Raw genomic sequence first — 12,615 nt, forward strand, 5'->3', positions numbered from 1 at the left:
AATTAAATTTTCGTGAATTTACCTTCGAATCTGATTTTGATCAAGAGCCAAGTGGATGGGGTGCCGGGGCCGTCCGCCGGGGATCTTCCGCCAATCCGCCCGCAACGCTACAGCGCCGCCAGGAGCCGCTCGTGGATATTGTCGAACCCCCCGTTGGACATGATCAGAATCACGTCGCCCTGCTGAGATGTCTCGGCGAGGAACCGGAGGATGGCCTCGGTGTCGTCGAAATGATGGGCGTCCATGCCCCGGCGCTTCAGATCGTCCACCAGCGCCTCCGATGAAAACCGCTCCTCCGGCGGGATCTTGTCGAGCCGGGAGGGCTTCCGGATCAGGACCCGGTCCGCCTCCGCGAACACCCGGGGGTAGACCTCCTGAAAGACCCGGCGCATGCTCGTGTTGGTCCGGGGCTCGAATACGGCGACCAGCCGCTCCCGGGGATAGAAGGACCGCACCGCCAGGAGGGTTTCAAGCACCGCCGTGGGGTGGTGGGCGAAGTCGTCGATGACGGTGACGCCCCGCTTCACTCCCCGGATCTCCTGGCGGCGCCGCGGCCCCTGGAAGCTTTCCAGGGCCGCCTCAATGGGGGCCCTGGCGATGCCGATGCCGTCCGCCGCGGCGATGCAGGCGAGGATGTTTCCCAGGTTGTGCCGGCCCATGAGGCGGGTCCGGAAGGTTCCAAAGGGCCGGCCGCCCCTGATGACATCGAAGCGGGTCCAGGGCGGCGCGGCCTCCGTACGCCCCAGCCGCCAGGGGGATTCGGGGCGGTGCCCGTAAGGGACGACCCGGCACCGCCGTCCCTGGATCAGTTCCGCCACGGTCTTGTCCCCGTCAAAGGAAATCAGGGTGCTTGCCGGGGCCATCCGGTCGATCAGGCGGTCGAAGGCCTCCTGGATGTGGGCGAGGTCCCGAAAGATGTCCGCGTGGTCGAACTCCACGCTGGTCAGGATGGCGATTGTTGGATCGTAATGAAGGAATTTCGGCCCCTTGTCGAAAAAGGCCGTGTCGTATTCATCTCCCTCGATGACCACGTACGGGCCGGCCCCCAGCCGGTAATTGCTCTGGAAGTCCCGCACGATGCCGCCGATGAAAAACGAGGGGTCGAGGCCCGCGTGGTGAAGAATCCAGGCCAGGATGGACGCGGTGGTGGTCTTGCCGTGGGTGCCGACGGCCATGAGGACCGCCCTGTCCCGGACGATGAAATGGTTGACGGCCTGGGGCATGGAGCAGTAGGCTATGCCCATCTCCGCCAGGGCCAAGGCCTCGGGGTTGTTCCGGGTGACGGCGTTGCCCACGACGACGAGGTCCGGCCCATGGGCCAGATTCGCGGGGGAAAACCCCTCGGTCACCGGGATCCCTTTTCCGGCCAGAAAATCGCTCATGGGCGGGTAGACCCCCTGGTCGGAGCCGGTGACCCGGTAGCCCAGGTCCGTGAGCATCCCGGCCAATGCCCCCATGCCCGTGCCGCAAACGGCCGTGAGATGGATCGTTTCCACGGGGGAGGGAATCCGGTTCAGGCGCATGTCCATGGGTTGTCACATCCTCTCTTTTCTGATAGATCGAGTTCAGTCATGACGGTTCCGTAAACAGGCCGATATCTGCGCAAGCCTGGATCTATGCCTTTTTATGAAACCGTCTGAAAATTGACTTTTTACGAATCCGTCAGTCATGGCGCGGTTCGTTCCACAGGGCCGACGCACGTCACCATCCGCCGGGCGCATGCGGCCGGCCAAAACAGATCGTCCAGCGGAAAGGCACCCCATGGAACCATCTCTTGAAAAGCTCTTGAAAGCATTCGTCCATTCTGAAAAAGCGATCACCATCCTCACCGGCGCGGGCATTTCAGCCGAGAGCGGCATCCCCACCTTCCGGGGCCCCGAGGGGTACTGGACCATCGGGTCCCAAGAATACCGCCCCCAGGAGATGGCCACCCACCGCATGTTCCTCAACAATCCCAACGAGGTATGGAAATGGTACCTCTATCGCCTGTCGGTCTGCGCACGGGCCGAACCCAATCCCGGTCATCTGGCCGTGGCGGGGATGGAGCGCCTTTTGGGCGGGCGCTTCCACCTGATCACCCAGAACGTCGACAACCTCCACATCCGGGCCGGCAACACCCCCGAGCGGACCTTTCAGATCCACGGCAACATCTTTCTGATGCGCTGCGCGGCCGAATGCGTAGAGACCCTCACGCCGGTGCCTTCGGTGTTCGAGAGCTGGACACGGGAGAGAACGCTCACTCAAGAGGACGCGGCTCTGCTTCGCTGCCCGGCCTGCGGCGGCCCCGCGCGGCCCCACGTCCTCTGGTTCGACGAGGTCTACAACGAACCCTTCTACCGGCTCACGTCAACGCTGAACGTCGCGCGGAACACGGACCTGCTCATCGTCGCCGGGACCTCCGGGACGACCAACCTCCCCAACAAGGTGGCCTGGGAGGTCAGCCGGCGGCACACCGCCGTCATCGTCGACATCAACATCGACGTCAACCCCTTTGCGGCCCTGGCCTCCCGGCAGGGGGGCTTTGCGGTCAAGGACGCAAGTGGCCTTGTCCTGCCGGAGATCCTTTCGCTCTTCGAGGCGGCCTAACACTCACAGTCGCTGCCGAGGGTACCGAGGGCCTCGGCCGCGGCCCGGACGGTTTCGTCGATATCCTCCTGGGAGTGGGCCGTGGAAACAAAGGCGGCCTCGAACTGGGAAGGTGCGAGATAGATGCCCCGGTCGAGCATGGCGTTGTAGTATGCCGCGAACATCTTCAAATCGGATTTCCTGGCCTCAGCGAAGTTGGTGACCGGCCCCTCGGTGAAAAACATGCCCAGCATCGACCCGACCCGGGTGAAGGTGACGGGCAGGCCGAGCACGGTCGCCGCGCCCTGAAGCCCGATGGCCAGCCGGCTGGAGTTTCTCTCCAGCGCTTCGTAGACCCCCGGCTCCTGAAGCTGTTTGAGGGTGGCGACGCCCGCGGCCATGGCCAGGGGGTTTCCGGACAGGGTGCCGGCCTGGTACATGGGGCCCAAGGGGGCCACCTTTTCCATGATTTCCCGCCGCCCGCCGTAGGCGCCGACCGGCAGCCCGCCGCCGATGATCTTGGCGAGGCAGGTCAGGTCCGGAGTGATGCCGTACAGGGCCTGGGCTCCGCCGTAGGCCACACGGAAACCCGTCATGACCTCGTCGAAGATCAATACGGTTCCGTGGGTTTCCGTCTCCTTCCGGAGGGCTTCGAGGAAGCCTTCGGCCGGCGGCACGCAGCCCATGTTGCCGGCCACGGGTTCGACGATGACGCAGGCGATCTCGTCCCCGCGGGCCTCCATCAGGGCGGTGAAGGCCTCGATGTCGTTGTAGGGCAGGGAGATGGTGTGGGCCACAAAAGACTGGGGAACGCCCGGGCTGCCGGGGATGCCCAGGGTGGCGACCCCGGAGCCGGCCTCGACCAGAAGGGCGTCGGCATGGCCGTGGTAGCACCCGTCGAATTTGACGATGGCGTCCCGGCCCGTGAAGGCCCGGGCCAGGCGGATTGCGCTCATGGTGGCCTCGGTTCCGGAGTTGACCATGCGGACCATATCGATGGACGGTACGGCGTCCCTCACCATTTCGGCCAGCCGGACCTCCAGCACGGTGGGCGCCCCGAAGCTGGTGCCCTGGGTCAGCTCGAACTCGATCAGCTTGATCACCTCGGGGTGGCGGTGCCCCAGGATCATGGGGCCCCACGACCCCACGTAGTCGATATAGCTGTTGCCGTCCACATCAAAGATGCGGCTGCCCTGGGCCCGTTCGATGAACAGCGGCGAGCAGCCCACGGATTTGCAGGCCCGGACCGGACTGTTCACCCCGCCGGGAATGAGATGCTTGGCCTCTTCAAACAGTTTCAACGAATGGTCTATTTTCATGCGGATCTCCTTCAATGCCTGGCTCTGATTGCCCGTTGTCTGCCTATGCTATCAATTTTAAAGCGATTATTTGAAAAACATCAGATACACCGGATCGTCCTGGATTGCAATAAGAGAGTCGGGAACGGCCCGCCCGGCCGTCACCCCCGGCCGGCGGCCGGGATAAATAATATATTGATCTTGCGATTGAATCATCTTAATTTGGTAGATTATCACCCATGGGGGCGACGAAGGATGCGCGAAAGCATTCCGTCGTTTGGACCGACGGCCAACAATACAGACGGGGAGCGACCATCAGCATGATTCGAAAGGTGATTTCCGGGGGACAGGCGGGCGTTGAGCGGGCGGCGCTGGACGTGGCCCTGAAGTTCATGATCGAATGCGGGGGCTGGATTCCGGATTGGCGGGCCAGGGAGGATGAGGACCTGGTGAAGACCTATCGGATGACGGTGCTGGAGGGCGCCAATTACGTCCAGGCGACGGAGCGGAACGTTACCGCCGGCGACGGGGTGATGGTCGTGTCCCGGGGGGAGGTTTCCGGGAGCGCTGCCCTCCATATCCGGCTCGCGGAGCGCCACAACCGCCCCCTCCTGCTTCTGGATGTCGAGCGGACCGCCGCATTCGAGGCGGCGCGCAAGGCCGAGTCCTGGATCCGGGAGCACGGAATTCAGGTCCTGACCGTCACCGGGTCGCCGCCCGGCGGCGAGCCCGATATCCATCATACGGCCTCGGGCATCCTCGAAGCGCTCTATCACCTGCTGGTCATCGACCCCCAACGCTACCTCGACGGGGCTATGGGCCTTGCCCCGCCTGCGGACCGGCTGCTCGAATCCCTTGTCCGGATCCCCAAAACCGTTGACGAGGCGGTGGCGGCCCTGCAGTCGGCCCTGAGCTTCCATGACCGGAGCCGAATCGCCAAGATGGCGGAAAATCGGCTCGATATCTTGATCCCCTCCCTCGGCATGTACGTGAAGAACGAATTCCGGCTCTGGCAGGGCAACCCGCCGCTGGAGGCGGACTGCCGGGCCCGTTCGGCCCGAGCCGACGAGGAGCCTTCGACGGTCATCCTCCGGGCGTTGTGGAAGGCCCTCCAGGTCTCGGATCAGGTCCTCCGGGTCGTAAAGTAGGGGGATGCCTCATGCGGGGCCGGCCGGGAAAGAGTGCAGGATCGGTTCTTTACAATTTGGCGGGATATTGGTATAGGCCCTCAATTTCATGGGGAAGGAGGGGGCGCGGTTCACCCTCAAGCCTTTCCGGGCGCCACGGGACGCCATTCTTGTGGAGACATCAGAGCGAAAACGAGAAAAGGAGTTGACTATGGAACCATGCCCCTGCGGATCCGGCCTGGCCTATGCCGCATGCTGCGAGCCGCTGATCACCGGAGAGAAATCTGCCGAAACCGCCCAGGAACTGCTCCGGTCGCGCTTCAGCGCCTATGCCAGGAAGATCGTCGATTACATTGTCGACACCACCCACCCCGAACAGCAGGAGCCGGACAGCCGGAAAACGGTGGAAAAATGGGCCGGCCAGACCGAATGGCTGAAGCTCGACATCGTGGAATGCGTGGCGGGCGGCATCGGAGACGAGGAGGGCGAGGTCGAGTTCAAGGCGGACTACACCGAAAAAGGCAAGCGGAGAAAGCACCATGAACTGGCCAAGTTCAAGAAAAAGGATGGCCGGTGGTATTTCTTCGATGCCGGCACCCCCCAGATCAAACAGTTCGTGAGGACTGCTCCCAAGGTGGGCCGGAACGAGCCGTGCCCCTGCGGGAGCGGAAAAAAATACAAGAAATGCTGCGGCTGAAACGCATCCGGTCCGGCGCTGCCCGGGCCGGAGGATCGGGCATGCCGGGCGGAGTGCTGTCAACCCATAACAAGGCGGGGGATGAATGATGATGAAACGGACGATGATGGCGATGTTGGCGGTGTTGCTGTGCTGTGGACCTTCGGTTGCCGCGGATAAGGAGATAAAGGTCGGCTTCCTCTATGTGTCGCCCGTGGGGGATGCGGGGTATTCCTATGCCCACGACATGGGCCGCAGGTTCATCGACGGCAGGGACGGGGTGACCACGGCGTTTGTCGAGGCCGTTCCCGAAGGGCCGGATTCCGAGCGGGTGATTCTGAACATGGCCCGGAAAAACTACGATCTCATCTTCGCGACCAGCTACGGGTATATGGACCCCATGCTCAAGGTGGCCCAGAAATTTCCCGATATTGTCTTCATGCACTGTTCCGGGTTTAAAACCGCGCCGAACATGGGGAATTATTTCGGTCGGATGTATCAGGCCCGCTACCTCACCGGCATGGTGGCGGGGAGCATGACAAAGAGCAGCACCCTGGGATATGTGGCGGCGTTCCCCATCCCCGAGGTCATCCGGGGCATCAACGCCTTCACCCTGGGGGCACAGGCGGTCAACCCCGGCGTGACGGTGCGCGTGGTCTGGACCAAGACCTGGTACGATCCGGCCACCGAAAAGGAGGCGGCCAAGAGCCTCCTGGATACCGGCGCGGATGTCATCGCCCAGCACCAGGATTCCCCCGGGCCCCAGGAAGCCGCCCAGGAGAGAGGGGTCTATTCCATCGGCTACAACAGCGACATGAGCGCTTTTGCCCCCAAGGCCCACCTGGTGGCCGCCGTCTGGAACTGGGGGCCGTTCTACAAGGAGATGGCCGATGCCGTGAAAGCCGGCACCTGGAAGAGCGGGGCCTACTGGTACGGCATGGACAAGGGGATTGTCGACATCAGCAAGATGAGCGACGCCGTGCCTGAACAGGTCCGGTCCCGGGTGGCGGCCAAAAAGGCGGAGATCGTGGCCGGGGCCTTCGAACCCTTTACCGGCGAGATCAAAGACCAGAGCGGCGCCGTCCGGATCCCCTCCGGCAAATCCGCAGCAGACCCCGAGCTTCTGGGGATGGACTGGTTCGTCCGGGGCGTGGTCGGATCGACGCAGTAGCGACTGCCCATGAATCCTTTTCGGATGGTTAAAAGACAGGAGCCGCTGGGGTGGGGCTCCTGTCTTGTCGTATCGGGGGCGGTGATCTTCGCCCTCGGCATCAGCGCGGCTTTTTTGAGCCTCCAGGGGAAATCGCCCCTTTCGGGGATGGCGCTGCTCTTTCAGGGGGCCTTCGGGTCCCGGTTCGCCCTGGAGGATAGCGTGGTCAAGGCGATCCCGATCTACCTATGCTCCCTGGGCGTGGCCATTGCGTTCCGACTCCAGATCTGGAACATCGGGGCCGAGGGGCAGTATGCCCTGGGGGCGGTGGGTGCCTCCTGGGCGGTCTATCATTTTTCGTGGCTTCCCGGGTTCCTGCTGATCCCCCTGATGATGGCGGCCGCCTTCGCCCTGGGGGCGTTATGGGGCCTGATTCCCGCCTTTCTGAAGCTTCGGATGCGCGCCAGCGAGATCATCGTCACCCTGATGATGAACTACATCGCCGTTTCCTTCCTGGATTACCTGGTCTACGGCCGATGGAAAGACCCGGCGAGCTTCGGGTTTCCCATGACCCCGGCCTTCCCCGATCACGCCGTTGTGGGCAGGATCGGGGCGACCAGCCTCAACTGGGGGCTAATGATGTGCCTCGTCTGCGGCCTCCTCGTATGGGTTTTTTTCCGGTATACCCGCCTGGGTTTTGAACTTAAGGCCAGCGGCGAGAACATCCAGGCGGCCCGGTATGCGAGGCTGCCCTATGAAAACCTGGTGGTCCTGGTGATGGTCCTGAGCGGGGGGCTGGCCGGATGGGCCGGGTTCATCGAGGCCTCGGCCACCTTAAACCGGCTTCAGCCCAGCATTATGGTCGGATACGGATACACGGCCATCGTGGTCGCCTGGCTGGCCCGGCTCAATCCCCTCTTCATCGGCATCGCCTCCCTCCTGCTGGCGGGGCTGCGGGTGGGCGTCGAGAACCTCCAGCTCGAGCTGCAGGTGCCCGCCGCCTTCGGGGAGATCATGGAGGGCATGATCCTTCTTTCGGTGCTGGCGGCATCCTTCTTCATCTACTACCGGATCACCCCGAGGAGGCGCCCATGACCTGGTGGGAGATGATGGTGCCGCTTCTGGCGGCCGCGGTTCAGTCGGGAACCCCGATCCTCTATGCCACGCTGGGGGAGATCTTTACGGAGCGCTCGGGCGTCCTTAACTTGGGCGTGGAAGGCGTCATGATCGCGGGGGCCTTCGCGGCGTTCTTGACTGCAAAATTGACGGGGAGCCCCGTGCTGGGCTTCCTGGCCGGAGGGATTTTCGGCGCGGGGCTGGCCGCCGTCCATGGCCTGGTGTGCATCGGTTTTCAGGGGAATCAGGTCGTATCCGGCCTGGCCCTGACCATCCTGGGCGTCGGCCTGGCCGACTACCTCGGGACCCCCTTTATCGGGCAGAGCGCCCCCGGGTTCGATCCCGTGCCCGTGCCCGGTCTTGCGGACATTCCGGCCCTGGGAAGCATCCTGTTCCGTCACGACCCCCTGGTCTATGCCTCCTACGCGATCCCGCCGGTGATGTGGATCTTCTTCCGGAACACCCGGTGGGGGCTAAGGCTCCGGTCCGTGGGGGAGTATCCCGCAGCGGCAGCGGCAGCGGGTTTGAACGTCGCGATGTTCCGATGGGTCGGCGTTCTCGTGGGCGGGTTCCTTGCGGGGCTGGGGGGCGCCTACCTTTCCCTGGCCTATACCCATCTCTGGACCAGCGGACTGACCGCCGGCAGGGGATGGATCGCCGTGGCCCTGGTGATCTTCGCCTTCTGGCATCCGGCGCGGGCCATGGTCGGCGCCTATTTTTTCGGCGGGGTGATGGCCTTCCAGTTCCGGCTCCAGGCGACGGGCACCCATATCCCGTCGTCGCTTCTGCTGATGCTGCCTTACGCCCTTACGATCCTCGTCCTGGTCTTTTCCTCCTGGCGGGGGCGGGGGGACCGGGCCCCGGCTTTTCTGGGCATCAACGCGGAGCCCCTGGAGTAAGGAGCGGGCGCGCCGGGAAGGTCTGAAAACAAACAGAAAGGGGAGATCGCAGGTGGCCGGTTCGGATCGACGATACCCGAAAACATATCCCGTTTCCTGGGAGCAGCTTCACCGGGATGCCCGGGCGCTCTCCTGGCGGCTTCTGGAAATACGCAGATGGCGGGGCATCATCGCCATCACCCGGGGCGGGCTGGTGCCTTCGGCCATCATTGCCCGGGAGCTGGACATCCACCTGGTGGATACGGTGTGCGTCTCCAGCTACACCGGAAAGGACCAGGGTCAGGTCCGGGTCCTCAAGCCGGTGGCCGACGACGGCGCGGACTGGCTCCTCGTGGATGACCTGGTCGATACCGGAAAGACCGCGGCCGTGGTCCGGGAAATGATTCCCCGGGCGCATTTCGCCACCGTCTACGCCAAGCCGGCCGGCCGATCCCTGGTGGATACCTATGTCACGGAGGTCAGCCAGGATACATGGATCCTTTTTCCCTGGGATTCCGAATCCCGGTTCGTCCAGCCCATCGCGGATCGGAAACAGGGGGGCGTGTGAACGAACCCATCCAGAAAGCGGAGCCGCTGATCCAGCTTCAGGGGATCGGCAAGCGCTTCGGCCGCGTCAGAGCCAACCACGACATCCGCCTCGACATCCATGGTGGCAGGATCCTGGCCCTTCTGGGCGAAAACGGGGCCGGGAAGAGCACCCTCATGTGCATCCTGGCCGGCCGGCTTCAGCCCGACAGCGGGCACATCGCCATCGGCGGCCGGCGGACCGTATTCTCATCGGCCAGATCCGCCATCGACGCGGGAATCGGGATGGTCTACCAGCATTTCATGCTGGTGGAGGCCATGACTGCTGCGGAAAACGTCTTCCTGGGGCAGGAGGGGGGCTTCTGGCTGCACCCTCGGCGGATGCGGGAAAAGGTGGCGGCGCTGGCCGAAACCTATCAGCTCGCCATCGATCCGGACCGCAGGGTATCGGCGCTCTCCATGGGCGAGCGTCAGCGGGTCGAGATCTTGAAACTCCTCCTCCGGCAGAGCCGCGTTCTGATCTTCGACGAGCCGACGGCGGTGCTGACGCCCCTCGAGACCGAACATCTTTTCAAGGCCATGCGCCGGATGGCGGACCAGGGAAAGGCCATTGTCTTCATCAGCCACAAGCTGGCCGAGGTCATGGCCGTGGCGGACGAGATCGCGATCCTGCGCAAAGGCGAGATCGTCGATACCATGGCGGCCGCCGGCGTCGTCTCCCGGGAGGACCTGGCCCGCCGGATGGTGGGCCGGGAGGTGCTGCTTCAGGTCGCAAAGACGCCGGCTCTTCGGGGGGAGCGGATCCTGAATATCCGGGGCCTCCGGTCAGGAGACCTCAACGGCGTCGATCTGGAACTCGCACAGGGAGAGATCCTGGGGATTGTCGGGGTGGCCGGGAACGGGCAGAAGGCCCTTGCCGAGGTCATCTGCGGCCTTGCTCCGCCCGAGCAGGGGCGGGTCGAGATCATGGACCTCCCGTGGCGAAGGTTCTTCGCCCGGAACCGCTCGGAGCAGATCCTCAGTTACATTCCCGAAGACCGGCTGGGGATCGCCACCTGCCCGGGCCTTGACCTTCGGGACAATTTTCTGCTGACGACCCGGGAGGGGTTCTGCCGGGGGCCATGGCTGCTGGGAAAAAGCGCCGAGGGAAAGGCCCGCGAGACGGTTGAAAATTTCCGGGTCAGCCCCATGAATGTCTTTGCGCTGGCCCGGCAGCTTTCCGGCGGGAACCTCCAGAAGATGGTGGTGGGAAGGGAGTTTTACCGGCAGCCCCGACTCATCGTCGCCGAACAGCCGACCCAGGGCCTCGATGTGGCTGCCACCGAGGAGGTCTGGCGCCACCTGCTCAAGGCCAGGAAGCAGGCAGGCATCCTCCTGATCACCGGGGACCTGACCGAGGCCCTGGCCCTGTCCGATCGCATCGCCGTCATGTTCGGCGGCAGGATCATGGACGTTTTCGATGCCTCCGATGCAGGGAAGGTGGCGCAGATCGGTCCGCTGATGGCGGGGATTTCATCGGCCGCCTGTCCTGATCGCGCCCGCAGCGCGGCCGCGCCCTGACCGGACCGGCTGAAAAAGGGTTCCTCTTTCGCGGAACCCGGAAGGAGGTTCATGCCATGTCCCGACAGGCGAGTGACCGTCCTGAGGACGAGGGCCGGCCCGCCTTCGAGGCGGTGTGCGAGGCCATGGGCGACCCCGCGTTTTACCCCCACCCCATGTCCCGCGTCGAGCGGCGGGATACCCATATCTCGGCGGTCTTTCTGACCGGAGAGGTCGTCTACAAGGTAAAAAAGCCGGTGGATCTGGGCTTCCTCGACTTCCGTCGCCTGGAAGACCGCCGGACCGCCTGTATGCGGGAGGATCTCCTGAACCGCCGGCTGAGCCGGGACGTCTACCGCGGCGTCGTCCCCATCCATATGGACCCTTCGGGCGCCGTCTCTTTGGAGACATGCGGCCCGGTGGTCGAGTATGCCGTGACCATGCGGCAGCTTCCCGATGCGGCCAACCTGAAGGCCCTCCTTGCGGCGGGCGCTGCCGGGCGGGAGCATGTGGCCAGGATCGGCCGGCGGCTGGCCGGGTTTTACGGGGCCTGCGAGCGCAGCCCCGCCATCGACGCCCACGGCGGCCTCGACGCCATCGCCTGCAACATGGAAGAGAATTTCCGGCAGCTTGCGCCGTGGGCGGGCAGGATCCTGGAGGCGTCGCGCTGGGAATTCCTGTGCGAGGCGAACCGCGCCTTTCTCACCCATCATGCCGGCGCCTTCGCCCGTCGGGTGGACGAGGGCAGGATCCGCGACGGCCACGGGGATCTCAGGACCGATCACGTCTATTTCGACGGCGGTCTCCAGATCATTGACTGCATCGAATTCAACGACCGGTTCCGGTTCGGGGATGCGGCGGCCGACATCGCATTTCTGGTGATGGACCTGGCCGCCCTGGGCCATGCCGACCTGGGGCGCGATCTGCTTGCGGCCTATGCCGCGGCGGCGGACGATCCCGGTGTTTTCGCCGTCGTCGATTTCTACGTGGTCTACCGGGCCGTGGTCCGCATCAAGGTCGCCTGCCTGCGCCTCTCCTCGGCCGACGCCGCGGAGCGGGAGGTCCTTGCGTCGGAGATCGACCGCCACATGGACCTGGCCTACCGCCATACCCTCCTGTTCGGACGCCCGACCCTCTGGGTCTGCTGCGGGGTCCCCGCATCCGGCAAGTCGTCCCTGGCCGGCCGTCTGGGCAAGGTGCTGGGGATCCGGGTCTTCGGCTCCGACATTGTCAGAAAGGAGACGGCGCCGGATGCCGCGGTCTCCCCTTATGGCAGGGGGGCCTATTCCCCCGAACGCCGCTCCCTGGTTTACGGACGTCTGCTGGCGCTGGCCCAGGATGAGCTCCGATCGGGCCGTTCGGCGGTGCTGGACGCCACCTATGCCCTTCGGCGCTGGCGGGACGGGGTGCGAAGGCTGGCGGAGGACATGGATGCCAGTCTGGTTTTTGCGGTGTGCGCCTGCGCCCGAAAGACCCTGTCCCGGCGCCTCACCCGGCGCGAGCAGGCGCCGCCGGGGCCTTCCGACGCCAGGATCGGCCATCTCGACCCCCTTCTTGCGGAATTCGAGGACATCGAAGAACTCCCGAAGGACCAGGTGGTGCATGTCGATACCGACGGGCCGCGTGAAGAGAACCTGGTGCGGGTCCTGACGGAGGGCTGCGCCCGGCGCGCCTCCCAGATCGCCCGGCGCCTGCGCTGATCCGGCGCGCCGCACCCGGC

11 protein-coding genes are annotated in these 12,615 nt (G+C 64.5%); 9 read left to right on the plus strand and 2 right to left on the minus strand.

The window, feature by feature from the left end; all coding sequences use genetic code 11:
* Positions 1-107 precede the first annotated feature (107 nt).
* Positions 108-1,529 carry a UDP-N-acetylmuramate:L-alanyl-gamma-D-glutamyl-meso-diaminopimelate ligase gene (gene mpl / locus ACEW8N_RS11770; protein ID WP_373500020.1) on the minus strand — a complete coding sequence of 474 codons (1,422 nt, stop codon included), beginning with the start codon at positions 1,527-1,529 and terminating at the stop codon, positions 108-110.
* Between the two features lie 232 nt (positions 1,530-1,761).
* Between mpl and ACEW8N_RS11775 the strand changes: the two genes are divergently transcribed.
* Positions 1,762-2,586: an NAD-dependent deacetylase gene (locus ACEW8N_RS11775; RefSeq protein WP_373500021.1), complete on the plus strand. Its 825-nt coding sequence runs from the start codon at positions 1,762-1,764 to the stop codon at positions 2,584-2,586.
* Here the strand turns inward: ACEW8N_RS11775 and hemL are convergent.
* Positions 2,583-3,884, minus strand: a complete 1,302-nt coding sequence (gene hemL / locus ACEW8N_RS11780) for a glutamate-1-semialdehyde 2,1-aminomutase (protein ID WP_373500022.1) — start codon at positions 3,882-3,884, stop codon at positions 2,583-2,585. The two genes, ACEW8N_RS11775 and hemL, sit on opposite strands and share 4 nt — an antisense overlap.
* A 299-nt stretch (positions 3,885-4,183) precedes the next feature.
* Here hemL and ACEW8N_RS11785 point away from each other — a divergent pair, with 299 nt between their 5' ends.
* From ACEW8N_RS11785 to ACEW8N_RS11820, 8 genes are all read left to right on the plus strand, one after another.
* A complete protein-coding gene (locus ACEW8N_RS11785) occupies positions 4,184-5,011 on the plus strand; it encodes a YpsA SLOG family protein (RefSeq protein ID WP_373500023.1) in 828 nt (275 codons plus the stop codon).
* A gap of 190 nt (positions 5,012-5,201) precedes the next feature.
* Entirely contained in the window at positions 5,202-5,687 is a 486-nt protein-coding gene (locus ACEW8N_RS11790) for a YchJ family protein (RefSeq protein ID WP_373500024.1), read from the plus strand.
* A gap of 85 nt (positions 5,688-5,772) precedes the next feature.
* Positions 5,773-6,837, plus strand: a complete 1,065-nt coding sequence (locus tag ACEW8N_RS11795) for a BMP family ABC transporter substrate-binding protein (RefSeq protein WP_373500025.1) — start codon at positions 5,773-5,775, stop codon at positions 6,835-6,837.
* 24 nt (positions 6,838-6,861) lie between these two features.
* Positions 6,862-7,911 (plus strand): ABC transporter permease, encoded by a 1,050-nt coding sequence (locus tag ACEW8N_RS11800; RefSeq protein ID WP_373500026.1) that lies wholly within the window; start codon positions 6,862-6,864, stop codon positions 7,909-7,911.
* A complete protein-coding gene (locus tag ACEW8N_RS11805; protein WP_373500027.1) occupies positions 7,908-8,831 on the plus strand; it encodes an ABC transporter permease in 924 nt (307 codons plus the stop codon). Before ACEW8N_RS11800 ends, ACEW8N_RS11805 begins: the two co-directional genes overlap by 4 nt.
* Before the next feature lie 52 nt (positions 8,832-8,883).
* Complete coding sequence (gpt, locus tag ACEW8N_RS11810; RefSeq protein ID WP_373500028.1) at positions 8,884-9,378, plus strand: xanthine phosphoribosyltransferase; 495 nt, start codon at positions 8,884-8,886, stop codon at positions 9,376-9,378.
* Positions 9,375-10,916 carry an ABC transporter ATP-binding protein gene (locus ACEW8N_RS11815; protein WP_373500029.1) on the plus strand — a complete coding sequence of 514 codons (1,542 nt, stop codon included), beginning with the start codon at positions 9,375-9,377 and terminating at the stop codon, positions 10,914-10,916. The genes gpt and ACEW8N_RS11815 overlap by 4 nt, the downstream gene beginning before the upstream one ends.
* 56 nt (positions 10,917-10,972) lie before the next feature.
* The gene (locus ACEW8N_RS11820) at positions 10,973-12,595 is read left to right on the plus strand and encodes an AAA family ATPase (RefSeq protein WP_373500030.1); all 1,623 of its coding nucleotides are present in this window, start codon (positions 10,973-10,975) and stop codon (positions 12,593-12,595) included.
* The last annotated feature ends 20 nt before the right edge of the window (positions 12,596-12,615 follow it).

It is taken from the genome of Desulfococcus sp., assembly GCF_041737845.1.
In the GTDB taxonomy this organism is placed as follows: domain Bacteria; phylum Desulfobacterota; class Desulfobacteria; order Desulfobacterales; family Desulfococcaceae; genus Desulfococcus.

What these genes read in the sequence shown, in the direction of transcription:
- ACEW8N_RS11775 (WP_373500021.1), top strand. Translation starts at nt 1,762, where the DNA reads ATGGAACCATCTCTTGAAAAGCTCTTGAAAGCATTCGTCCATTCTGAA.
- ACEW8N_RS11785 (WP_373500023.1), top strand. Translation starts at nt 4,184, where the DNA reads ATGATTCGAAAGGTGATTTCCGGGGGACAGGCGGGCGTTGAGCGGGCG.
- ACEW8N_RS11820 (WP_373500030.1), top strand. Translation starts at nt 10,973, where the DNA reads ATGTCCCGACAGGCGAGTGACCGTCCTGAGGACGAGGGCCGGCCCGCC.
- ACEW8N_RS11795 (WP_373500025.1), top strand. Translation starts at nt 5,773, where the DNA reads ATGATGATGAAACGGACGATGATGGCGATGTTGGCGGTGTTGCTGTGC.
- ACEW8N_RS11790 (WP_373500024.1), top strand. Translation starts at nt 5,202, where the DNA reads ATGGAACCATGCCCCTGCGGATCCGGCCTGGCCTATGCCGCATGCTGC.
- hemL (WP_373500022.1), bottom strand. Translation starts at nt 3,884, where the DNA reads ATGAAAATAGACCATTCGTTGAAACTGTTTGAAGAGGCCAAGCATCTC.
- mpl (WP_373500020.1), bottom strand. Translation starts at nt 1,529, where the DNA reads ATGGACATGCGCCTGAACCGGATTCCCTCCCCCGTGGAAACGATCCAT.
- ACEW8N_RS11800 (WP_373500026.1), top strand. Translation starts at nt 6,862, where the DNA reads ATGGTTAAAAGACAGGAGCCGCTGGGGTGGGGCTCCTGTCTTGTCGTA.
- ACEW8N_RS11805 (WP_373500027.1), top strand. Translation starts at nt 7,908, where the DNA reads ATGACCTGGTGGGAGATGATGGTGCCGCTTCTGGCGGCCGCGGTTCAG.